19 protein-coding genes and 2 pseudogenes are annotated in these 19,271 nt (G+C 65.5%); 9 read left to right on the top strand and 12 right to left on the bottom strand.

Features of this window, described 5'->3' with window-relative positions; translation table 11 throughout:
- The 3 genes and pseudogenes from E3O11_RS17980 to E3O11_RS01750 all read right to left on the bottom strand — a co-directional run.
- Positions 1 to 304, bottom strand: a 304-nt coding sequence (locus tag E3O11_RS17980) for a DUF222 domain-containing protein (protein WP_134495365.1), incomplete at its 3' end; no start/stop codon positions are given.
- Between the two features lie 287 nt (positions 305 to 591).
- On the bottom strand, positions 592 to 1,392 hold the full coding sequence (locus tag E3O11_RS01745) for a DUF222 domain-containing protein (protein ID WP_134495367.1): 801 nt from the start codon (positions 1,390 to 1,392) through the stop codon (positions 592 to 594).
- 312 nt (positions 1,393 to 1,704) lie between these two features.
- Positions 1,705 to 1,839: pseudogene (locus E3O11_RS01750) on the bottom strand (IS3 family transposase); the annotation flags it as partial.
- Positions 1,840 to 1,974: 135 nt separating this feature from the next.
- On the opposite strand from E3O11_RS01750, the gene E3O11_RS01755 reads away from it, so the two are divergent.
- Both E3O11_RS01755 and E3O11_RS17425 read left to right on the top strand, forming a co-directional pair.
- A complete protein-coding gene (locus E3O11_RS01755) occupies positions 1,975 to 2,976 on the top strand; it encodes an isopenicillin N synthase family dioxygenase (protein WP_092451214.1) in 1,002 nt (333 codons plus the stop codon).
- Positions 2,977 to 3,231: 255 nt separating this feature from the next.
- Positions 3,232 to 3,387: a hypothetical protein gene (locus E3O11_RS17425; protein WP_166787455.1), complete on the top strand. Its 156-nt coding sequence runs from the start codon at positions 3,232 to 3,234 to the stop codon at positions 3,385 to 3,387.
- A 35-nt stretch (positions 3,388 to 3,422) separates the two neighbouring features.
- On the opposite strand, the gene E3O11_RS01760 is transcribed toward E3O11_RS17425, so the two are convergent.
- From E3O11_RS01760 to E3O11_RS01775, 4 genes are all read right to left on the bottom strand, one after another.
- Positions 3,423 to 4,541 (bottom strand): pyridoxal-phosphate dependent enzyme, encoded by a 1,119-nt coding sequence (locus tag E3O11_RS01760; RefSeq protein WP_092451216.1) that lies wholly within the window; start codon positions 4,539 to 4,541, stop codon positions 3,423 to 3,425.
- A gap of 423 nt (positions 4,542 to 4,964) precedes the next feature.
- Positions 4,965 to 6,149, bottom strand: coding sequence for an acyl-CoA dehydrogenase family protein (locus E3O11_RS01765; RefSeq protein ID WP_092451219.1), 1,185 nt, complete (start codon positions 6,147 to 6,149; stop codon positions 4,965 to 4,967).
- Between the two features lie 13 nt (positions 6,150 to 6,162).
- On the bottom strand, positions 6,163 to 7,422 hold the full coding sequence (locus tag E3O11_RS01770) for a beta-ketoacyl-[acyl-carrier-protein] synthase family protein (RefSeq protein ID WP_092451220.1): 1,260 nt from the start codon (positions 7,420 to 7,422) through the stop codon (positions 6,163 to 6,165).
- Positions 7,419 to 8,927 carry a class I adenylate-forming enzyme family protein gene (locus tag E3O11_RS01775; RefSeq protein ID WP_092451222.1) on the bottom strand — a complete coding sequence of 503 codons (1,509 nt, stop codon included), beginning with the start codon at positions 8,925 to 8,927 and terminating at the stop codon, positions 7,419 to 7,421. The genes E3O11_RS01770 and E3O11_RS01775 overlap by 4 nt, the downstream gene beginning before the upstream one ends.
- Before the next feature lie 215 nt (positions 8,928 to 9,142).
- On the opposite strand from E3O11_RS01775, the pseudogene E3O11_RS18870 reads away from it, so the two are divergent.
- The 3 genes and pseudogenes from E3O11_RS18870 to E3O11_RS01780 all read left to right on the top strand — a co-directional run.
- Positions 9,143 to 9,187, top strand: a pseudogene (locus E3O11_RS18870) (hypothetical protein); the annotation flags it as partial.
- An 11-nt stretch (positions 9,188 to 9,198) separates the two neighbouring features.
- Positions 9,199 to 9,369, top strand: coding sequence for a hypothetical protein (locus E3O11_RS17430; RefSeq protein WP_166787456.1), 171 nt, complete (start codon positions 9,199 to 9,201; stop codon positions 9,367 to 9,369).
- A 379-nt stretch (positions 9,370 to 9,748) separates the two neighbouring features.
- Positions 9,749 to 10,663, top strand: a complete 915-nt coding sequence (locus E3O11_RS01780) for an oxygenase MpaB family protein (protein WP_092451224.1) — start codon at positions 9,749 to 9,751, stop codon at positions 10,661 to 10,663.
- 222 nt (positions 10,664 to 10,885) lie between these two features.
- On the opposite strand, the gene E3O11_RS01785 is transcribed toward E3O11_RS01780, so the two are convergent.
- The 3 genes from E3O11_RS01785 to E3O11_RS17435 form a co-directional block, all read right to left on the bottom strand.
- Positions 10,886 to 12,163 carry a M18 family aminopeptidase gene (locus tag E3O11_RS01785; RefSeq protein WP_092451226.1) on the bottom strand — a complete coding sequence of 426 codons (1,278 nt, stop codon included), beginning with the start codon at positions 12,161 to 12,163 and terminating at the stop codon, positions 10,886 to 10,888.
- A gap of 48 nt (positions 12,164 to 12,211) precedes the next feature.
- The gene (locus E3O11_RS01790; RefSeq protein WP_092451228.1) at positions 12,212 to 12,949 is read right to left on the bottom strand and encodes a hypothetical protein; all 738 of its coding nucleotides are present in this window, start codon (positions 12,947 to 12,949) and stop codon (positions 12,212 to 12,214) included.
- 144 nt (positions 12,950 to 13,093) lie between these two features.
- Positions 13,094 to 13,237 (bottom strand): hypothetical protein, encoded by a 144-nt coding sequence (locus tag E3O11_RS17435; RefSeq protein ID WP_158251650.1) that lies wholly within the window; start codon positions 13,235 to 13,237, stop codon positions 13,094 to 13,096.
- Positions 13,238 to 13,481: 244 nt separating this feature from the next.
- On the opposite strand from E3O11_RS17435, the gene E3O11_RS01795 reads away from it, so the two are divergent.
- The 4 genes from E3O11_RS01795 to E3O11_RS01810 all read left to right on the top strand — a co-directional run bounded on the left by E3O11_RS01795 (position 13,482) and on the right by E3O11_RS01810 (position 18,164).
- The gene (locus E3O11_RS01795) at positions 13,482 to 15,620 is read left to right on the top strand and encodes a RecQ family ATP-dependent DNA helicase (RefSeq protein WP_092451232.1); all 2,139 of its coding nucleotides are present in this window, start codon (positions 13,482 to 13,484) and stop codon (positions 15,618 to 15,620) included.
- A 194-nt stretch (positions 15,621 to 15,814) separates the two neighbouring features.
- A complete protein-coding gene (locus tag E3O11_RS01800) occupies positions 15,815 to 16,630 on the top strand; it encodes an amino acid ABC transporter substrate-binding protein (RefSeq protein WP_092451234.1) in 816 nt (271 codons plus the stop codon).
- Between the two features lie 12 nt (positions 16,631 to 16,642).
- Positions 16,643 to 17,311: an amino acid ABC transporter permease gene (locus E3O11_RS01805; protein ID WP_092451236.1), complete on the top strand. Its 669-nt coding sequence runs from the start codon at positions 16,643 to 16,645 to the stop codon at positions 17,309 to 17,311.
- On the top strand, positions 17,298 to 18,164 hold the full coding sequence (locus E3O11_RS01810) for an amino acid ABC transporter ATP-binding protein (RefSeq protein ID WP_092451238.1): 867 nt from the start codon (positions 17,298 to 17,300) through the stop codon (positions 18,162 to 18,164). The genes E3O11_RS01805 and E3O11_RS01810 overlap by 14 nt, the downstream gene beginning before the upstream one ends.
- Before the next feature lie 165 nt (positions 18,165 to 18,329).
- On the opposite strand, the gene E3O11_RS01815 is transcribed toward E3O11_RS01810, so the two are convergent.
- On the bottom strand, positions 18,330 to 18,626 hold the full coding sequence (locus E3O11_RS01815; RefSeq protein WP_092451240.1) for a hypothetical protein: 297 nt from the start codon (positions 18,624 to 18,626) through the stop codon (positions 18,330 to 18,332).
- On the bottom strand, positions 18,623 to 18,952 hold the full coding sequence (locus E3O11_RS01820; protein ID WP_092451242.1) for a hypothetical protein: 330 nt from the start codon (positions 18,950 to 18,952) through the stop codon (positions 18,623 to 18,625). The genes E3O11_RS01815 and E3O11_RS01820 overlap by 4 nt, the downstream gene beginning before the upstream one ends.
- Positions 18,953 to 19,271 lie beyond the last annotated feature (319 nt).

Here is a 19,271-nt window from a genome sequence, read left to right on the forward strand (position 1 = left end):
TGGTGCCGAGGTGCACAACCTGACCCTGGTGGCCGAACAACACGGGCTGATAGCCGCCGGCGCAGACGAGTTCTTCGACTTGTTTGACGCTGAGGGGGCCGTTGATGCCATCGATCCAGCCGGCGCCGCGCCCGGCGAGGAGGTCGTCGACGTGGATGTGCACCAGCACCGTCGGTGCCGCGCCGCCCATCGTCGGGGTTCCCGGCTGTCGAGCGGCCGCCTCGAACACCGCGCGGAGGATCCCGTCCTGCTTCTCACCAATCGAGCGGACGTCGCCGGGTTCCTGCGGGCAAGGACTGAGCACCTGGCCGTCGCTTGCTCCCGTCTGTTCGTCGGCTTCGCCGTGCTCTGTCGGTGTGTGGTTCTCGGCCTGGTCGCCACCGTCAGCGTCGGCGGCAGCTGCTGCGCGACCGTCGCTGTCGCTGCTGTCGCTGCCATCGCTGCTGGTGCTGTCCGTGCCGTCTTCAGCGGACGGTTCGCTCGCGTGGAACGCGACCGTGGCGCGTGGGGTAGCGCCGGGGACGGGGTTGGCGGCGGCCGAAGACAGGTAGGCGTCGAAGACGGTGCTGATGATGGCGCGGTCGAGGGTGCTCAGCCAGCCGGAGAGGCTGTAGCCCCCGTTCGCCAGCCCACCAAAGGAGAGCCAGCTGTGCCGTTTTCCACCGCAGCCTCACCAGGCGCGGACCCATCGGGCGCAAGGCGGGCCTGCCACGCAATGCCCTGCTGCCGCAGCAACTCCGGCGCGAACGCAATCCCCGCACCCGGAAGCCCCTCGGTCTCCGGGGTGATCGCACCGGACCCACTCGCCACGAGAGAGCGTTCGACCCGGTCAAGGTCATCAACCAGAACCGAGGGGCGTAGGCCGTCGAGGACCTTCACGATCACGCGGGCCTGCTCCACGCCAAGCAACCCGCCCTGCACAGCTTCCCCGACAACGGGATAGGTCGGCGTCAGGGGCCGACCGAGCAGCATCCGCTCACCCGCAGTCTTACTCAGGCTGGCACGCTGCCGCACCTCACTGCGCGACAACCGAGCCAGGGTCGAAACCAACACGAGACCGCTGCGGCAGCCCAGCCGACGCGCCAGAGACACCGCGCCCGCCGCTTCCACCTCGGTCTGATCGGCGGTCATCGCCGCTGCCGTCTTCGCCACGGACTCATCAAAGTACTCGGAACGACGCAGCACATCCGTCGTCGACAGCACCCGGGCCCCATCAACAACCCGACCCACACCCTCCAACGCAAGCAACATGCTCAAGGACTCGTCATCACCGAGCAGCCCGAACGACACCCCACCCAACGCCGCCAACAACGCCTCCCGCGCCTGCTCCACCGCCACAATAGTGGGGTTCACACTGACGTCGCTCGGGTTTTCCATGAACATGGGCGCCATTGCCTCCTCCCCATGATTCTAGCCCAAACCGAACACAAAAGCGAGAGAAACTCAGACATATTCGAGACAGCATTTACGCAACTGAAGGTCGTGAACCTTGCTTCCATCTGCAGGAGAGTGATAATCGCTCGTAATACTCCGCCGAAGTCGGTTGGTGCCAACTTTTTGATGTCGAAACAATAAACGATTCTCAATCACGAATAGCCCCAGCGTCCGCGCCTGCTCCACCGCCCCGCGCACCAGCACCGCGCCAATTCCGCATCGCCGATGTGCGTCCGTCAAGTTATTGAGACAATCTGATTGATTTTTCTTCTACGCCGCTACCGTTTGGCGGGCGTCGCGGTGAGCGGCCGACGCGACCGCGGGTTGGAGCCCTCCGCTGTGTGAATGAGGGCGCCGCCGGTTGTACCAAGATTCGATATATTCCATCACCGCAGTCCTCGCGGCGCTGAAGGTCACGTCCCGCTGAGTGGTGCTAAACCCCGCACATCCAAGCGAATGTCAGCCGACACTTATAACCCTGTCTAAGGCTCGAAGGCGTCACGATTCGCGGCGTGGCCTGCTCAGTGCCAGACTTGTACCATGGTGTTCTCACTGCCGATCCTCGATTTCTCTCAACTCGACGCTGGCGAAGCCGAAGCTGCGGTATTCCGCGCCGAACTCCTGCGCGTCACCCACGAGGTCGGGTTCTTCTACCTGACCGGCCACGGCGTCGACCCGCAGCTGACGAAAGAGCTCCTCGCCGTCTCCCGCAAATTCTTTGATCTGCCGGCCGAACAGAAACTCAAGCTGGAAAACATCCATAGTCCCCAGTTTCGCGGTTATACCCGCGTTGGCGGGGAGCTCACCGCCAACGCCGTTGACTGGCGTGAGCAAATCGATATCGGAGTAGACCGCGAGCCCGTGCCCCTCGCCGTCGGAACTCCAGACTATTGGCGCCTCGAGGGCCCGAACCTCTGGCCGGAGTCCTTGCCCGAGCTGAAGACCGTCGCCCTGCGCTGGAATGAGGAGCTGAGCCGCATCGCGCTTCGCCTGCTGCGCGCCTGGGCACTCGCTCTCGGCAGCCCCGAGAGGGTCTTCGACGCCGCTTTCGCCGAGAACCCGTTCCTCTTGACCAAGATCGTGCGCTATCCCGGCCAGCCGGTACGTGCCCAGGGTGTGGGCGAGCACCGCGACGGTGGAGTTCTCACACTGCTGCTCGTCGAACCAGACAAAGACGGCCTGCAAGTCGAGCACGATGGCGAGTGGATCGACGCTCCCCCGCTCGACGGCGCCTTCGTCGTGAACATCGGCGAAATGCTCGAACTGGCAACGGATGGCTACCTCAAGGCGACCCTGCACCGCGTTTTCTCCCCTGAAGACGGGTCCGACCGCATCTCCGTGCCGTTCTTCTTCAACCCTGCACTCGACACCGTAATGCCGCGACTGCAGCTCGACGAGAGTCTTACTCGCGAGGCCCGCGGGCTCTCTGCCGACCCGACCAACAGCCCCATTCTCGAGACGACCTACGGTGACAACGCCCTGCGCTACCGCTTACGCGCCCACCCCAACGTGGCTGCGGCCCACCACGCCGATCTGATCTAACCCCAGATAACAGATGATGCCCGGACCGAGACAACCGTCATACGCGTTACCTAAACCGTCTACTCGATGATGACCTCCTTCCGGGCCTGAATAGCATTAGAGCACTAAATCCCAAAGTGAGCTGCTGCGGATATCTCGGACAGTGGGCCCTCTTAAAATGAGGGTCTACTGAAAGTAGAGATCAGCATTACCGCAGCACGTAGGCGTTTCACCCAGGAGTTCAAAGACGATCGGAAAGTCCCGCTGTTCTGGGCCGTGACCCTGCACAATACCAGCCAGGGCCGTTTCGACGAGCGGATGGCTCGGACACTCGGCTCGGTCCACGGCTGGGTGCCGACCATCACCGTCATCAGCTGCATCGTAGTCGCCGTCGTCGCGCAGCTTCGACTGGACGTGCTGAGCCACCTGTGACGGGCATCCGGCTGACCTGACGCGGATCCCTCGGCTCAGATCGGATTTGCAGAGCGGCTTTCTGTACTCAGCAGCACGACCACGGCATCGGAAGTCAGCGACGCTGCGGTGCGTCTGCCCGGATCGCCTGCGATTGCGCGCATCGCCGCCAGGGACGACGCGCCGCACGGGCCGGCGTCCACCCCGAGCTGCTCGAGGTCGTGCACAGCGCGCCGCGTGTCGTCCTCCGAGACGGTGACTGCGGCATCCAGACCGTCGATCAAATATGGCCAGGAGTTGCTCGACGGCGTGCCGCAGTTGAGGCCGGCCATGATCGTGTATGAGGTCGGCACTGAGGTGAGCGTACCGGCTTGCAGCGAGACGATGACGGATGGTGCGTTCTCGGGTTCGACGCTCAGCACTGTCGGAGCCGCGGCGACTCCATCCGGTCGCGAGCGATAGTGGCGGATGGCCGCCTCAGCCAGGGACCCGACACCGACGGGAACCGTCACCAGGTCGGCGAGAAGCCCCAATTCCCCCAGCTGCGCGTCAGCCTCACTGAAGATGGTCGAGTAGCCGTCGACGATAAGCTGCGGTACCTGCTCATAGCCGGGCCAGGCGGTGTCCTGGATGTGGAGTGCACTCTCCCCCGCCGACTCGACATAGGCGCGGGCGGCAGCCACCACGCCGTCGTACGGTGCGTCCACCCCAAATACCCCCGCACCCTCCGATTCGATCGCCGCCCAGGGGAGCTTCGACAGGTAGTTCGAGACGAAGATGCGCGCGGGCAGGCCGAGCAGCCGCGCCATATGGGCGACCGCGCGCCCGTGGTTGCCGTCGGTCGCGGCGACCAGGGTGAACGGTGCCTGCGCGGTCAGCCGGTCGCGCAACTCCTCCAGCGGAAGCGCCGCATCCGGCGACCCTACCCGAGCCGACAGCACGCGCGACACCGCGTACGACGCGCCCATCATCTTGAACGCCGGCAGGCCGAATCGGAACGATTCGTCTTTCACGAACGCACGGCCGACCCTCAACTCGTCGGCCAGGGCGGAAACCTCCGTGAGCGAGCTCGGCCGGTAGTCGGGCAGGCTGCGGTGGAATTGCAGGATCGAGTCGTCCACAGCATCCGTTCGCCACCGCCTGGCGGCCGGGTTGGAGTAGAAATTGTCAGTCATGCTACCTCTACTTTTCCTAAAGAGTTCGTTCCGCAATAGTCGATGATGACGCCGTGGAGCACGCAGGTGACGGTCTCCAGAGACTTGCGCTCGTATGGTGAATGAGACAGAGATAAGAAGAATCTGTTTCATGACAAATCGTCTAAAATTCACCCCTTCCAGTTCCAGTCCGAGTTGAGCCGACTTCTACGTTTGCTGTTGGTGTCCCGGAGGTCGGCAATGAAGTTCACGTTCTCCCGTGGGTTGGCTGCAGAAGAGTCGCGGCCATCGTGATGATCGTGATTTTCCCGGCCCTGTTCGTGCCGAGAATGCCACGATCTCGTCCGGTTTGATCTGCCGGGGAGATTGCACCCAGCCTCAATCGAGTTGGCAGGACAATGGAATGACCAGCGAACAGGGATCAGCTTTGGCGGACGAAGCCCGTCACGCAACGGTGGGCTCGTCGAGTAATGCGGCCGCGTACATCGGTCGGGCGGCGTCGGCACTCGGCGGATGGAACAGCCCGGCCGTAGCATCCCGGAACAGGCGGTTAAGCTCGTCGCTGTTGTTGTATCCGCTGCCACTTGCGCACATCAGCGCGGTCTCGGTCGCGTGCCGGGCCACGTTGGATGCGTTGATGCGCGCGCTGACCAGACGCAGCGGCCAGCCTGCGCCGTGGTCGATGAGGTCGTCGAAGTCGCGAGTGTAGGCATCCAACTGCGCGGGCACGGCCATGTACGCCATGAGGGCGTCGGCCAGGCGTGCCCGGAACTCCGGAACCTGGGCGTAGGTAGTGCCGTTCTTGGCCGACTTCCGGCTTTTCAGCCCCGCGGCGCCCAGATCCAGCGCACGGCGCGCGACACCCGTGTACACAGCCCCGATCAGCAGTTGAAAGTTGCTCGTGATCGCGAACGTCAACAGATCGGGGTATCGCCCCGTCGGAATTCTGCGAGCGACCTTCTCCGGCCGCATCCGCACGTTCTTCAGGATCGTCGCACGGCTCTGCGACGCGCGCATACCGAGCACGTCCCACTGGTCCGACACGCTGATGCCCTCCGCGCTCCGCTCGATGAACCCGTACACGAGCGTCGGGTTGTCGGCATCGGTGCTGTCCAGCCCGTGGGTGATCAGGCGCGTCCATACCGGCGACAGTGAGGTGAAAACCTTCACCCCGGTCAGCAGATAACCGCCGTCCTCCTGCGGCTGAGCAACGGTGTTCGACCCCTGCAGTACCCAGTCGTTGGCTGGCTCGCTCACCCCGAACGCGAAGATCTCACCGGCCATCGCCTCGTCGAACACGTACGTCAGCGACCGGTCGCCGCGCTCGAACATCGCACGTACAACCCCGACGCACATCAGGTGCATGTTTACGGCGAGGGCCGTCGCGGGCGCTGCCGTGGCCAGACGCTGCTGCAGCCGAGATACTTCGTTGAGGCTCAGACCTGCGCCGCCGAACTCCTCCGGCACAAACAGGGTGAGATAGCCTTGCGCTGTGAGCTCGGCGAGGTCCTCATCGAAGAAGCGGTTTTCCCGATCGTAGATCTCGGCCCGCGCGCGGAAACGGCCCAACAGGTCGTCGGGCAGGTACGTCGAGGCCAGCTCTGCGTGTCGGGTTTCCCGATCTGACATGTCTGCTCCTTCGTCATGCATTGGCGCGTCTGATCAGTACCGCGCCGTTGTGGCCGCCGAACCCGAACGAGTTCGACAGCACCGTGTCAACACGCTGTCGGCGGGCCTTGCCGGCCACGATATCCCAGCCCGCGAACTCGAGGTCGTCGAGGTTGCGAGTGGGCGGTAATACCTCGTCACGCAACGACTGCACGGCGATGATTGCCTCCACCACCCCGGACGCGCCGAGGAGGTGGCCTGTGCTGGACTTGGTTGCGCTGATCGGGATGCTGCGAGCTCGATCACCGAGCGCGGCATCCATCGCGTTCAGTTCGGCGGCATCACCGGTCGGTGTTCCGGTGCCGTGTGCGTTGATGTGGTCGACGGCATCTGGCGTGACGCCGGCGTCGGCAAGGCAGACTCGCACAGCTTGCGCCGCTCCTCGACCTTGTGGATGCGGTGCGGTCGGGTGGTACGCATCGCTGGCCGCCCCGAAACCGGCCAGCTGGGCTAACACTGTGGCCCGGCGGGTGCGCGCGCCCTCCTCGGACTCGAGAAGGATGGCGGCGGCCCCGGCCGACATTACGAAGCCGGAGCGTGCCCGATCGAAGGGGCGGGATGCGGCGGCGGGATCATGCTCGTACCCAGCTGCCAGGGCGCGTATGTTCGCGTTCGATGCGAGATTTACCGGGTTCAGGCAGTCCTCGACACCGACGACGAGGACTGCGTCGGCGTAGCCGTGGCGGATGCGACGCAGCGCCTCCCCGAGACCGATCGCGCCGCTCGCGCACGTCGCCGATACGCTCTGTGCCGGCCCGAATGCCTGGTAGCGCTGGCTGAGTAGGGCCGCCGCTGCGTCGGGTGCACCGTAGATCGCGAGGGTCAGTGGCACTGCTCGGGGGCCGCGCTCGTCGAGGGCGCGGGTGGCGTGCTGCATGGCGTTGACCGGTCCGGAGCCCGTGGCGGCGATCACCGCGAATCGGTGCGGGTCCCACGGCATCTCGCCGGTTCCGGGCGTCCAGCCTGCCTGCGCCAGTGCCTGGTCAGCGGCCGCGACGGCCCAGTGTTGGCTGCGGCTCAGCCGACGGGCAAGGCTCGGTGCGAGGACGCTGGATACCTCGAACCCGTGCACCTGTCCGCCGATGCGCACGGCCAGGTCGGCGAATTCGGGATCGTCAAGTGTCGTAATGGCGCTGCGGCCGTGGCGGACGGCATCCCACATCGTCGGCACATCCAAGCCGCTCGGGGTGATCGCCCCGAGCCCGGTGATGACCACGCGGCGCCGATCGCTCACAGCCGCACGGCCTCTCCCCGCGCGACGAGCTGCGCGGTGGCGGCGCGGCGAATCTTTCCGCCGATTGTGCGCGGCAGCCGCTCGACCCAGTACCAACGGCGTGGGACGAATTGCGGGGCCAGGTTGTGCCGCGCGTGCGTGAGCAGCTGGCCCTTGTTTGGTGTTTCACCCTCGATGACGAGGGCGATGACAGTGCCCAGCCGTTCATGAGGAAGCGCCACGGCGCAAATCGCGCCCAGGCGCGGTATCACCTCGAATGCGCGTTCCACCTCCGGTAACGCCACCTTGTGTCCGCCGGTGACGGCGATGTCTCCGGCGCGGCCCACCAGAACCAACGCACCGTCGACCAGCCGGCCGTGGTCATGTACGGTTGACCAGCCGTCGGAGCCCTTCAGCACGGCATTTGTCGTACGGGCGATGTAACCGTCGGAGCAAGCGGCGGCCCGGATCCACAGCGTGCCGGGCTCGCCGTCGGGCAGCTCGGCGCCATCCTTGTCGCGAATACTCGCCTTGACACCATCGTAGATGTTGATAGTTGTGCCGTCACCGTCACGGCTGTCACCGATGAACCCGATCTCAGCTGCACCGTAATAACTGATCAGCCGCACATCGGGCAGCACGTCGGCCAAACCCGCACGAAGAACGGCGGGTAGATTCGCGCCGCCAGTGACGATCAGTTCGAGCGTGGTGAAGCGGGCGGGGTCACGACGGGCGGCATTCACCAGTGCCTGCACGACGGCAGGGACCGTAACGACGCGGGTGATCTTCTCGTCGAGGATGCGCGCGGCCATTTCCAGCGGATTGAACACGTCCGCCATGTGCGCGCTGCCTCCGGAGGCGAGGCACTCGATCAGCGCGTAGAGGGTGAGGCTGTACGACACTGGGCCGGGCGCGAGCGTTGCGACGCCGGGCCGTGGTTCCAGGTGCGCACTGGAGATCGCGAAGTTCTCGCGGTACTGGTGCCGCGTCTTCAGGAATGCCTTGGGGTTGCTCGTCGTGCCCGATGAGAACAAGAGGAGGAAAGGCTCGTTGCCGTGCCGCACCGTCGGTGCTGCCGCCGCCGTGGCAGATGCCTCGCGCTGCATGAAGTCGGCCAGCGGCTGGATCGTACCGGTCCAGCCGCGCGCGGCGAGGGCATCCGCAAGGTCGGTAGCATCACTGATCACCACACCGATTCCCGTGGCAAGAATGACGCCGACCCTGTGCTCCAGCGGCCACCGTGGGTCGATAGTCGCCGACACAGCGCGGAACCCCGCGAGCCCCGCGATGATGCGTGCCGTATGGAACGCTGATGCGATGCTCACGGCCGTGATCGGGATGCCGCCGGTTTCAGCGGCGGGTACCGGCGGCGTGTGCTGCCTCAAGTGAAGCTCCTCCACGGCGGCGAACATGTACCGGGAATCCTCAACGAGTTGCGCATACGTCAGCCGAATATCAGCTGCAACTATCGCCAGCTGGTCCGGATACTGCTCGGCGACTTCCAGCACGGTCCGCGTAATCGGCACCCGCGACCTCCTTGCGCGACCACGCCCTGGATCGATGCGATCAGTCTAATCCCCACCTAATCCTCAATCGACCGGTCTGCGTGGGTTGTGACGGCGTGGTGACCCGAGACTTCTGCTCTGATGGTCAGGCTCGATCCGGCTCAGCGCAGCTGATTAGAGCAGATCGTCACCGACCTGCTCGACCGGGTCTGGACTTTCTAGTCCGAAGATTCCGGATGCGAAGACGGTTGATCGCCGCCGGCAGTACGACGACGCTCGTGGTGAAGACGGAGTGGCGTTCTGGTTCGCTGAACACCACCGGTCACACTGCCGCGCTGGGAACCCGTTCGGCACCGTCCCCGGCCCGGCCACCTCACCCACCAGCAGTGCCGGATGCCACCGCCTCATCAAAGAATTCGGGGCGCGGATCATCACCGACGCGACCGACGCCGCCGAACTGTAGGAGCCAGGGTCGGCCAGCCTTCGGGCTGGCCGACGAGGGCCGCATCGACACCCAGCCCGACGAAACGTGCACTGTTACCCGCTATGCCGACAGCAACGCCTAACCGAGGAGACTCATCATGACCATCACCCAGCTCCGCCCCCTCCGCATCGGCTTTCTCACGGAGCTTGAACCTACTTTCATTGCGACGGTTAACCTCGCTCCGGTGGCTAATGGCCAATCGTCACCACCACCACCAAGGACGGATTCGACAGAGCCTGCAACCTATACCGCGACAGCACGACAAACTCAACGTAAAATCCGCAGAACTCGCGATACGCAACGCCAGCGCTGCTGCACTCGCGGCGAGCGTCCAGCAGGGCAGGGCTACCATCCGAGGATGGGCAAATTTTTTGACAGCTGGCGCTCGCACCTACTGGTCACGCTGTCGGGCAACAGCGAAGGCCGGCCGAAATGGGTCGGCCAGATAGCGACGGGCGACGACGCCGGGTACTTCGGCCCGGGCAGCGCGGCCTGGGCGGTACACGGCGGAATGGCGACCATGGTCGCCGGCATTCGGGCCCTGCTCATGCAGACGCTGCACCCGGGCGCGATGGCCGGGGTGCACGACTGGTCCCGCTATCACGAAGACCCGCTCGGCCGCCTGTCGGGAACGATTCAATGGCTCGTCACCGTGACCTTCGCGGACACGGTGGTGGCTCAGCGCGAATCGGACCGGGTGGCTCACTTTCACGAACGCGTCGCCGGGACCTACCTTGATGCGCAGGGCAAAGAACGGCCGTACACCGCGGGTGACCCCGAGCTTCTCTCGTGGGTGCACGTGGTCTTCACCGACGCCTTCCTGCAGACCCACCTGCTTTGGGGCGACGCCATTCCCGGCGGTTCCGACGGCTACGTCAACGAATGGGCCACGGCCGGCGAGCTGATCGGCGTGCAAAATGCTCCACATTCGGCCAGTGAACTCGCCGCCCAGCTGGAGGCCTTTCGCAGCGCCGGAACCCTGAAAAGCGACGCCCGCGTCGCCGAGGCGGTGCGATTCATCCGCTACCCGCCGCTCAGCCGTGGCATGCTGCCCTTTTACCGCATCATGTTCGCCGGGGCCGTCGCCTCGATCCCTCGCGAGTATCGCGACATGCTCGGTCTGAAACGCTCCCGACTGCCCTCCCTCTGGGCCACCCGCCTCGTTCTGGGCGTCGTGCGCACCCTGCTCGGCCCTTCGTCGACCTCAGAGGATGCTGCCCGCGCACGTTTGGCGCGGATCACACGCACCGACCAGCTCGCTCCCGAGACGTAGCCCCCGCGCGGGCCTCGATCGACTGTTACTCGGTAAGATCAGGCCCTGGCGCCGGAAGGCATTCCACACACCGTGATCGAGTACTGCGGTAGTGACTTCATCAGCGTGCAGCTTGACGTCGTCGAGCGGGCGACAGCGGATACACCGACACCCCAGCCCTCGCCCTATCAGCACCCGCTCCTGACCCAGCCCTCGAATGGGTGCCGTCCGGACCAGGTCCGGTTACGCCTCGGGCACGAAGAACGCAGCCGTAGCCGCGCTGAGCGCTTGGGGATCGTTGACGTGGCAGAGTTCCCGCGCTGAGTGCATCGACAACAACGGCACACCAACGTCGACGACGCGGATGCCGAGGCGGGTCGCGGTCAGTGGTCCGATGGTCGACCCGCAGGGAACCGTGTTGTTGGAGACGAATTCCTGGTACTCAACGTTGGCCTGGGCGCAGGTGCGCGCCCACAGGGCCGCGCCATGGGCATCCGTTGCGTAACGCTGGTTGGCATTGATTTTAAGCAGCGGGCCGCCGCCGAGAATGGGCGCATTCGCCGGGTCGTGGCGCTCGGGGTAGTTCGGGTGCACGGCATGTCCGGCGTCGGCGGAGAGGCACCAGGACTCGGCGTAGGCCTGCAGCCGCTCCGAAACGGATGCGCCGAGACCGGCGCCGATCCGAGTGAGAATGTCATCGAGCAGCGGCCCGCTCGCGCCGGAGCGGGACTGCGAGTCGAGCTCTTCGTGGTCGAAGGCGGCCAGCACGCTGATCGGGCCGGTGGTGTGCTCGCTCGTCAGGATCAGGGCGCGCAGCCCGGCGTACACCGAGGTGAGGTTGTCGAGGCGCCCGCCGGCAAACAGCTCCTGGCCGAGACCGAACGTCGCCGGAGGGTTGGTGTCTGCGGTGAGAATGTCGTAACCGGCAACATCCGCTGCCCGAAGACCGGCCAGACTGGCCAGATGAGCCAGCAGGTCGGCCTCGGCGGCATCGCCGACGCCGAAGACCGGCGTGAGGTGGCGTTGCTTGTCGAGGGTCAGGCCGTTATTGACCTCGCGGTCGAGGTGCACCGCAAGCTGCGGGATACGCAGGAACGGTCCGGTGCGCACCAGATGCTCAACGCCATCGCGGGTGACCAGCCGGCCGGCGAGCTCGAGCTCGCGGTCGAGCCAGGAGTTCTGCAGCGGCCCGCCGTAGACCTCGACGCCAGCCTGTAGCCAACCGTGTGCGCCGATCGTGGGTTTGGGCTTGAGCTTGAACCCCGGGGAGTCGGTGTGCGCGCCGAGGATGCGGAACGGCGTGGTGGGCCCGGCGTTGGCCGGCTGGGACCAGGCGATCACGGCGCCGTCGCGCACGACGTAGCAACGCTCTGCAGCATCGATCCAGTTGTCTGACTCGCTCAGCCGGGTGAAACCGGCCGCGTCGAGGCGCCGGGCCACCTCGGCTGCGGCGTGGTACGACGACGGTGAGGCTTGCAGAAAAGCAGTGAAATCGGTGATGTAGTCGGGCGTTGCATCCATTCCTCCATCCAACCACTCAGGTCGGGCAGCGGATGCCGTGGGCGTGATCTACCCAGCGACCGGCGCCTCGGATTGCAGGGCCGCTCGGGCGAAAGCCGCGCCGCCAACGGTGACAGCGCTGCGGTCGCCGTGCCAGGCATCGGTCTGCTCGAACACGCTGAGCCGGTTGAGCAGGCGCCACTTGGTGTCGACGAGGTGCCAAACCGAGTCCGTCGTCGGTTCCTGACCGTCGGACTGCACCCAGCCGAGTGAGCCGAGCGCGCGCGCGAGGGTCACCAGATAGTCCTCGCGTCGGGTGAGGCCGCGGGTCGCGACGAACAGCAGCAGCAGTCGGGTGGCATCGCTCACGGCGGCAGTCCGACTGTGATGAATGGTGCGGGCGAGGTGCCACCACAGTTCGCGCGGATTCCCGGCAAGGGCGCGACCCTTCTTGGTGAGCAGCAGCGTCCCCTTGCTGATGCGCAGCAACCCGACATCGCGCAGGTGCCCGCGCAGCTCCTGCAGCGGGCTCAAGTGGACTTCACGGTTGACGCTGATCGGCCAGCCCCAGTCGAGCGCGGCGGCTGCCTCCACGACGACGGCCGGCGGCAGGTGTCCGGCCTGAGTCAAACGGATGCCGTCGGTGCCGACCCGGTTCAAAATCCACTGCGCTTGCGCGACCATGCGTGCCATGGCTCGTTCCTGCAGCAGGATCGGGTCGCCCACACGGGCCTGGCCGATGAGTCGGCGAAAACCGACGACCGCCTGTTCCGGCAGCCGCGTCTCGATCTCCTGAATCACGTTCACCCACCGAGCCTACTGAGCGATGTCGCTCAAAACTGACGGATGCCCCACGACACGCACGCTGGACCGGTGTTCGAGAATCTATCGCGCGGGTTCTGCGGCTGCTTGGTCAGCGAAACGTTGTGGTGCTGCCGGATCGACCGGCCCCTATCCGCCGTGGTGGGACTTGACCAGCAGCACAACGCCGAGCCCCAGCCACCACAGCATTCCCAGCGGGATCAGTGCCATGGAGGCAACCCAAAGAAACCCGGGGAAGTCGATACCTGCTGCCGTCAGGAATGGACCAGCCATGAGCATCACGAGCCGGAGGCCGGCGACTAATCCCAGGACGCATAACCAGATCGGAAGGGCGCGGGAGCGTGCCCCAGCCACACAGATACCCACCGACCTGGGTCTAGCGATGACAGAACAGTACGCGCACGGACGCCCGACCGGAATGGGCTTTCCCGGCGATTTTCAGTGCGTCGAGCAGCATTCCGCTCCCGCAAACCCGAGGGCGGGCGGGACTGTCGGTGGTATCTGGCACCCTTGAAGGATGACCGACACCCGCGCATCCGCTCTGGCCATTCTGCGCACCCTGGTGGGTCGGGACGACGCCTCCTGGCACGACGGCCAGTACGAGGCGATCGAAACCCTGGTCGACCATCGCCGCCGCGCACTCGTCGTGCAGCGCACTGGGTGGGGCAAATCGGCCGTGTATTTTGTGGCGACCCTGCTGCTGCGACGCCAGGGCGCCGGCCCGACCATTCTGGTCTCGCCGCTGCTCGCACTGATGCGCGACCAGGTTGCCGCGGCGGCGCGAGCCGGGGTAAGAGCGGTGTCGATCAACTCGTCGAACGCGCAAGAGTGGGCCGACGTGCTGCGTCAGCTCGATGCCGACGAGGTTGACGTGCTGCTGGTGTCGCCCGAACGGCTGAACAATCCGTCTTTCCGCGATGAGCAGCTGCCCGCTTTGATCGCCCGCGTCGGCCTGCTCGTGGTCGATGAAGCACACTGCATCTCGGACTGGGGCCACGACTTTCGCCCGGACTACCGTCGCCTGCGCGACCTGATCGCCCAGATGCCGACAGGGGTGCCGGTGCTCGCCACGACGGCGACCGCCAACAGCCGGGTCGTGCAAGATGTCGCGGAGCAGGTGGGTATGGTCGCCGCTGGTTTTGGTGCCGGCACTGGCGCCGCAGAGGTCGTCACGATTCGCGGCCCGCTCGCCCGTTCTTCGCTGCGCCTCGGCGTGCTGCGCCTGCCCGACTCGCGTGCTCGACTGGCCTGGCTGCTCAGCCACCTCGGCGATCTGCCCGGTAGCGGCATCATCTACACCCTCACCGTGGCGGCGGCCGAAGACACCGCCCGGCTGCTGCGTGAGGCCGGCCACGCGGTGCGCGCCTACACCGGGCAAACCGATACGGCTGAGCGCGAAGAGTCCGAGGGGCTCCTCAAGACCAACCAGGTCAAGGCGCTCATCGCCACGAGTGCCCTCGGCATGGGATTCGACAAACCCGACCTCGGTTTCGTGCTGCATCTAGGGGCGCCTTCCTCCCCCGTCGCGTACTACCAGCAGGTGGGACGCGCCGGTCGTGCCACCGCCTCGGCCGACGTGCTGCTATTGCCCGGCACCGAGGACGAGGCGATCTGGCACTATTTCGCGACCGCTTCGATGCCCAATCAGGCCAAGGCCCTCGCCGTGATCGGCGCGCTCGAAGCTGCCGGTGCACCCCTGTCGACGCCGGCGCTCGAGGCCAGGGTCGACCTTCGGCGCACCCCGCTCGAACTGCTGCTCAAGGTGCTCGACGTCGACGGCGCCGTGCACCGGGTCAAGGGCGGCTGGCAGTCCACCGGGCAGCCCTGGGTCTACGACTCCGAACGCTACGAACGCATCGCCGCCGCGCGGCTCGGCGAACAGCGGGCGATGCTCGAATTCGAGAGCACCACCGGCTGCCGCATGGAATTTCTGCAACGCGCCCTCGACGACGATACCGCCGTGCCCTGCGGCCGCTGCGACAACTGCCAGGGCTCCTGGTATCCGGTCGACCTGGCCGAGGGAGCAGCCACCACGGCCGCGCAATCGCTCGACCGGGTGGGCGTCGCGATCGACGTGCGCGCCCAATGGCCCACCGGCATGAGCAGCCTCGGCGTCGCGGCCACCGGCAAGATCCCCCTCGCAGAACGCGCCGAACCCGGCCGCGCGCTGGCCCGGCTGACCGACCTAGGCTGGGGCGGCCCCCTGCGAGATCTCTTCGCCACCGGTGCAGCCGATGCTGCAGCCCCGCCGGCCATGCTGGCCGCCTGTGTGCGGGTGCTGGCCGAGTGGGGGTGGGCCGATCGACCGGCGGCTATTGTCTCGATGCCGTCGCGGCAGCATCCGCTTCTGATCGATTCGGCGGCCCGGTCACTGTCCGAGGTCGGCCGGCTGCCGTGGCTCGGCGCCCTGAACTGGGCGAACGGCGGCCCCACCGGTGAACCCGGCGGCAACAGCGCCTACCGGCTGTCCAGCGTCTGGGACCGATTCGCGGTGGGGCCCAATCTCGCTGAGGCGCTCGCACCGTTCGCCGGGCGCCCTATTATGCTCATCGACGACCTTGCCGACAGCCGCTGGACCGTGACCGTGGCCGCCCGCGTGCTGCGCCAGCACGGCGCCTCGGCCGTGCTGCCGTTCACGCTCGCACTGCGCTCGTAGCCGCTGGGCGTTGCGTCGTGGCCGACAAGCGCTGCTTTCGTACCCAACCAGCGCTGCCATCGGGCGTAACCGGAATATTCGAGCCCGCCAGCGCCTTGTTACGCTGGGGACGCCGCTACTCGCGGCCTCCGCACATTCTGGGACAGTACCCGCACGACCCGCGCTCACCCCCATTAGTTCGTTAGGCGTTTTTCATGAAGCTCAGATTCATTCCAGCCGCTTTGCTTTCCATCGTCGCCCTCACCCTGACCGGCTGCTCGGCCTCCAGCGCCGACAACGCAGCGGACAGCACGACCGGCACCGACGATTCGCTCAGCAGTGTGCTCGACGCCGGCACCCTCGTGATCGGCACCGAGGGAACCTACCGGCCGTTCTCGTTCCACGAAGACGGATCCGGCGAACTGACCGGTTATGACGTCGAAGTCGCTCGCGCCGTCGCCACCGAGCTCGGCGTTGACGCCAAGTTTGAAGAAACCCAGTGGGACGCCATCTTCGCCGGCCTCACCGCCGGCCGCTGGGACACCATCGCCAACCAGGTGTCCATCACGCCGGAACGCCTGGACGCCTACAAGTTCTCCACGCCGTATACCTACTCCACCGGCGTCATCGTGGTTCCGTCCGACAACACCTCGATCACCTCGTTCGCGAGCCTCGACGGCAAGACAACCGCGCAGTCGTTGACCAGCAACTGGAACACCCTCGCTACTGAGAGTGGCGCCACCGTTGAGGGCGTTGAGGGCTGGGCCCAATCGGTCGCCCTGGTCGAACAGGGCCGAGTGGATGCCACGGTCAACGACAAGCTGACCTTCCTCGATTACCAGAAGACCAACGGCGCCGACAACCTGAAGATCGCCGCCGAGACAGAGGAGCGCTCGGAGAGCGCGTTCGCCTTCGCCAAGGACGGCACGGCCCTGGCCGACGCCGTGAGCGAAGCGCTCGCCACCCTGAGCGCCGACGGCACGCTGGCCGAGCTCTCGGACAAGTACTTCGGCGCCGACGTCAGCCAGTAAACCGACACGTCGATGATCCAACCTGAGTGGGATTTGTTCCTCAGCTCGCTGTGGCCAATGTTCGACGGCGCGGTGCGCGGCACGATTCCGCTCGCCCTGATGTCGTTCGCGATCGGGCTCGTGCTCGCGATTGCACTGGCATTGATGCGGTTGTCGACCCGCCGCTGGCTGTCCGGAATCGCACGCGGCTACATCTCGATCGTGCGAGGCACTCCGCTGCTGGTACAACTGTTTGTGATCTTCTACGGGCTGCCGTCGATCGGCGTGACGATCGATCCGTGGCCGAGCGCTGTGGTCGCCTTCTCGATCAATGTGGGTGGCTACGCGGCCGAGGTCATTCGGGCCGCGATTCTCTCGGTACCCAAGGGCCAGTGGGAAGCGGCCTACATGATCGGCATGTCGCACCGTCGGGCTCTCACCCGCATCATCCTGCCGCAGGCAGCCCGGGTCTCGGTGCCGCCGCTGTCGAACACCTTCATCAGCCTGGTGAAGGACACCTCGCTGGCCTCCACGATCCTGGTCACCGAGCTGTTTCGTGAGGCGCAGCAGATCGCTGCTTTCAGCCAGGAATTCATGCTGATCTACCTCGAAGCAGCCCTGATCTACTGGGTCATCTGCCTCGTGCTTTCCACCGGGCAGGGTTTTCTCGAAAAGCGATTGGACCGCTATGTCGCCCGCTGATCTCTCGCCCGGCTTTGCCGCCGGCGAAATGGATGCCGCTCCCCTGCTGCGCGTGCGCGGCCTGCAGAAAAGTTTTGGCAGCAACCGAGTCCTGGAATCGGTAGACCTCACCGTGGGTCGCGGCCGGGTACTCGCGCTGATCGGACCGTCAGGCTCGGGCAAGACCACGATCCTGCGCTGCTTGAACGGGTTGGAATTACCCGACGGCGGCACGATCGACGTCGCCGTCGCCAGCGCGAGTGACCGGGGTCCGGGCGGTTCAGCTGCCGGCCGGGGCGAGCGCTCGGCCGCACCGTTGACCATCGATTTTGCGGCGAAAACCTCACCGAAAGAGTTGGCTAGCCTGCGCGACCGGTCGGCGATGGTCTTCCAGCACTACAACCTGTTCCCGCACAAAACCGTGCTGCAGAACGTGATCGAGGGACCGGTAATCGTGCAGCGACGCCCGGCAGCCGAGGTGACCGCCGAAGCACTCGCCCTCCTCGATCGGGTCGGCCTGACCGACAAGCGGGACAGTTACCCGTTCGAGCTCTCCGGCGGCCAACAACAGCGGGTCGGAATCGTTCGGGCACTCGCCCTGCGGCCGCAGGTGCTGTTGTTCGACGAACCGACATCCGCTCTCGATCCCGAGCTGGTCGGCGACGTGCTGCGCCTGATCAAGGAACTCGCCGACGAGGGCTGGACCATGGTGATCGTCACCCACGAACTCGAATTCGCCCGAGAGGTCGCCCACGAGATTGCGTTCGTCGACGGCGGAACGATCGTCGAGCACGGCGACCCGAGACAGCTGCTGCGGAACCCACAACATGAACGCACCCGCCAGTTTCTGCACCGACTGCTCAACCCGTTCTAGGCTGCGGGCACTGAGCCGCCGACCGAGCAGCAGGCACTGAGCAGAGCGCGGCGTGACCGGGGTCCGAACGGCCCGAGCAGCTGCCACGGCATCCGCGACCCGCACGACCGCGCTCAAAACGGGTAGCCGCTACGCCGGTTCGTTACCGCAGAGCGCGGGCGGGCGCTATGGGTGCGGCGTGATGATCACGACGGTGATGCGGTCGAGCCCTGGTCCGTAATGCCAGTAGATGCGACCGGCTGTGGGCGTGCGGTGCTCAATGTAGGAGTCCCAGACGGCCTCGCCCTTCTTGCCCGCCAGCGACACATATTTGTGCGAGCGCAGGGCCGGATCTTCGGGGTTCAGCTGCAGCCGACCGAGCGCGGTTCGCACGCGCTTGAGTCGGCCGACCAGTTGCGGTTTCGCTTCTAGAATGGAGAGTCCGGATGCCGCTTCCCGAGTGAGCAGGAGCGTAAAGCTCATGACCGGGGCTCGGCGGAGGCATTCTCGTCCTCGAGCGGGTGGTCTTCCTCGGCGTACCGGGTGAAGTCACCGCCCTCACTCGTTTCGTCCTTGGAACTGTGCTCGAGGCCACGCACCAGAGCGGCACGAATTCCCTCGTCATCCCAGACCAGAAGTTCCCGGCGGGGAATGGACACGAGCGGCGTCAGAAGAATTTCACCCTCGGCATTCACCGCAACTGCATACCGATCATCACGGTGCACGCCGGCCTTGCCAAAAGCCATTCTGGAGCGCTCATCGGCGCTCACTTCGCCCATCGGAACGAAATCCGACTTCAGTTCCACCATGTCGTCACCCAATCATCTGGTGGCATTGACTCGCGAGGGTAAACCACCCTGGCAGGACATTGCCCGTCTGAAAAATGAGATTACCCCAGATTTACATGTGGGTAAACCCCTAGTCAAGACTTTCAGAAGATGTATACTCCGCACCCACAGAGGTCTCTCAGGGTTAGTGACGGTGAGTTCAGGCGCTGGTCGCAGACAGATCGCACCGTGAAATCCCACCGCACACAGAAAGATCAGTCCGGCCGATAGGGCGATCGGACTGATCTAGACAGCATGAATATACAACGCCGGGGGCACCTGCTCAAGCACCAAAACACCT

The organism is Cryobacterium levicorallinum, assembly GCF_004402405.1.
Taxonomy (GTDB): Bacteria; Actinomycetota; Actinomycetes; order Actinomycetales; family Microbacteriaceae; genus Cryobacterium; species Cryobacterium levicorallinum.

Coding starts and splice junctions, on each gene's coding strand:
- E3O11_RS01815 (WP_092451240.1), bottom strand. CDS start 18,626: ATGAGCTTTACGCTCCTGCTCACTCGGGAAGCGGCATCCGGACTCTCC.
- E3O11_RS01810 (WP_092451238.1), top strand. CDS start 17,298: ATGTCGCCCGCTGATCTCTCGCCCGGCTTTGCCGCCGGCGAAATGGAT.
- E3O11_RS17435 (WP_158251650.1), bottom strand. CDS start 13,237: ATGGCTGGTCCATTCCTGACGGCAGCAGGTATCGACTTCCCCGGGTTT.
- E3O11_RS01765 (WP_092451219.1), bottom strand. CDS start 6,149: ATGTCAGATCGGGAAACCCGACACGCAGAGCTGGCCTCGACGTACCTG.
- E3O11_RS01820 (WP_092451242.1), bottom strand. CDS start 18,952: ATGGTGGAACTGAAGTCGGATTTCGTTCCGATGGGCGAAGTGAGCGCC.
- E3O11_RS01780 (WP_092451224.1), top strand. CDS start 9,749: ATGGGCAAATTTTTTGACAGCTGGCGCTCGCACCTACTGGTCACGCTG.
- E3O11_RS01805 (WP_092451236.1), top strand. CDS start 16,643: ATGATCCAACCTGAGTGGGATTTGTTCCTCAGCTCGCTGTGGCCAATG.
- E3O11_RS01785 (WP_092451226.1), bottom strand. CDS start 12,163: ATGGATGCAACGCCCGACTACATCACCGATTTCACTGCTTTTCTGCAA.
- E3O11_RS01760 (WP_092451216.1), bottom strand. CDS start 4,541: ATGACTGACAATTTCTACTCCAACCCGGCCGCCAGGCGGTGGCGAACG.
- E3O11_RS01795 (WP_092451232.1), top strand. CDS start 13,482: ATGACCGACACCCGCGCATCCGCTCTGGCCATTCTGCGCACCCTGGTG.
- E3O11_RS01745 (WP_134495367.1), bottom strand. CDS start 1,392: ATGGCGCCCATGTTCATGGAAAACCCGAGCGACGTCAGTGTGAACCCC.
- E3O11_RS01800 (WP_092451234.1), top strand. CDS start 15,815: ATGAAGCTCAGATTCATTCCAGCCGCTTTGCTTTCCATCGTCGCCCTC.
- E3O11_RS01755 (WP_092451214.1), top strand. CDS start 1,975: ATGGTGTTCTCACTGCCGATCCTCGATTTCTCTCAACTCGACGCTGGC.